The sequence below is a fragment of the Vibrio sp. 811 genome (genome assembly GCF_033339195.1).
In genome coordinates, this window is sequence record NZ_JAWOUB010001034.1 from 1 (window position 1) to 501 (window position 501).

The 501-nt window shown below is 46.1% G+C and carries 1 protein-coding gene; it reads right to left on the bottom strand.

Going from position 1 to position 501, the window contains the following annotated elements:
• The coding region (locus R7Q46_RS30750) for an MBL fold metallo-hydrolase (protein WP_318078787.1) at positions 1–501 on the bottom strand (501 nt) is incomplete at both ends.

A 501-nucleotide genomic window follows, 5' to 3' on the forward strand; every position in this document is an offset into this window, starting at 1 on the left:
ATGATGTGGCACTAGCATTACATCACTGCGCAGCTTTTCTGGCTCTCGAAGCAGTATCCATTCGCTGATGGCTTCGATATCACCAGTAAACAACATTTTAAAACCTGTACTAGGGTCTTCCAGACTGATGACACAAGAGTGGGGGTTGTATGCACGTACAACAGGTTTAGGAGGCCAAAGTACCTCCATGTTCAACCCTTGCCACTTCCATGTCTCCTCAGCGATGCAAGGCTGATAATGTAAAAAGCTCTGGCTGCTTAGTTTGTGTTTAGGTGAAAAGTACTGTTCTATCACTTTTCGGCCACCAGCATGGTCATTATCAGCATGACTTAAAATCATCGTATCGACACTTGAGTAGCCTCTGCGATGCAGTACTGGCGTAATCACTTGCTCAGCTATACTGCCGTTTTGCCAAGCTTTGCCCGTATCATAGAGTAAAACTCTACCCTCTTTTTCAACCAGCACCGCCAACCCATGCCCGACATCAAGCACATCAATACG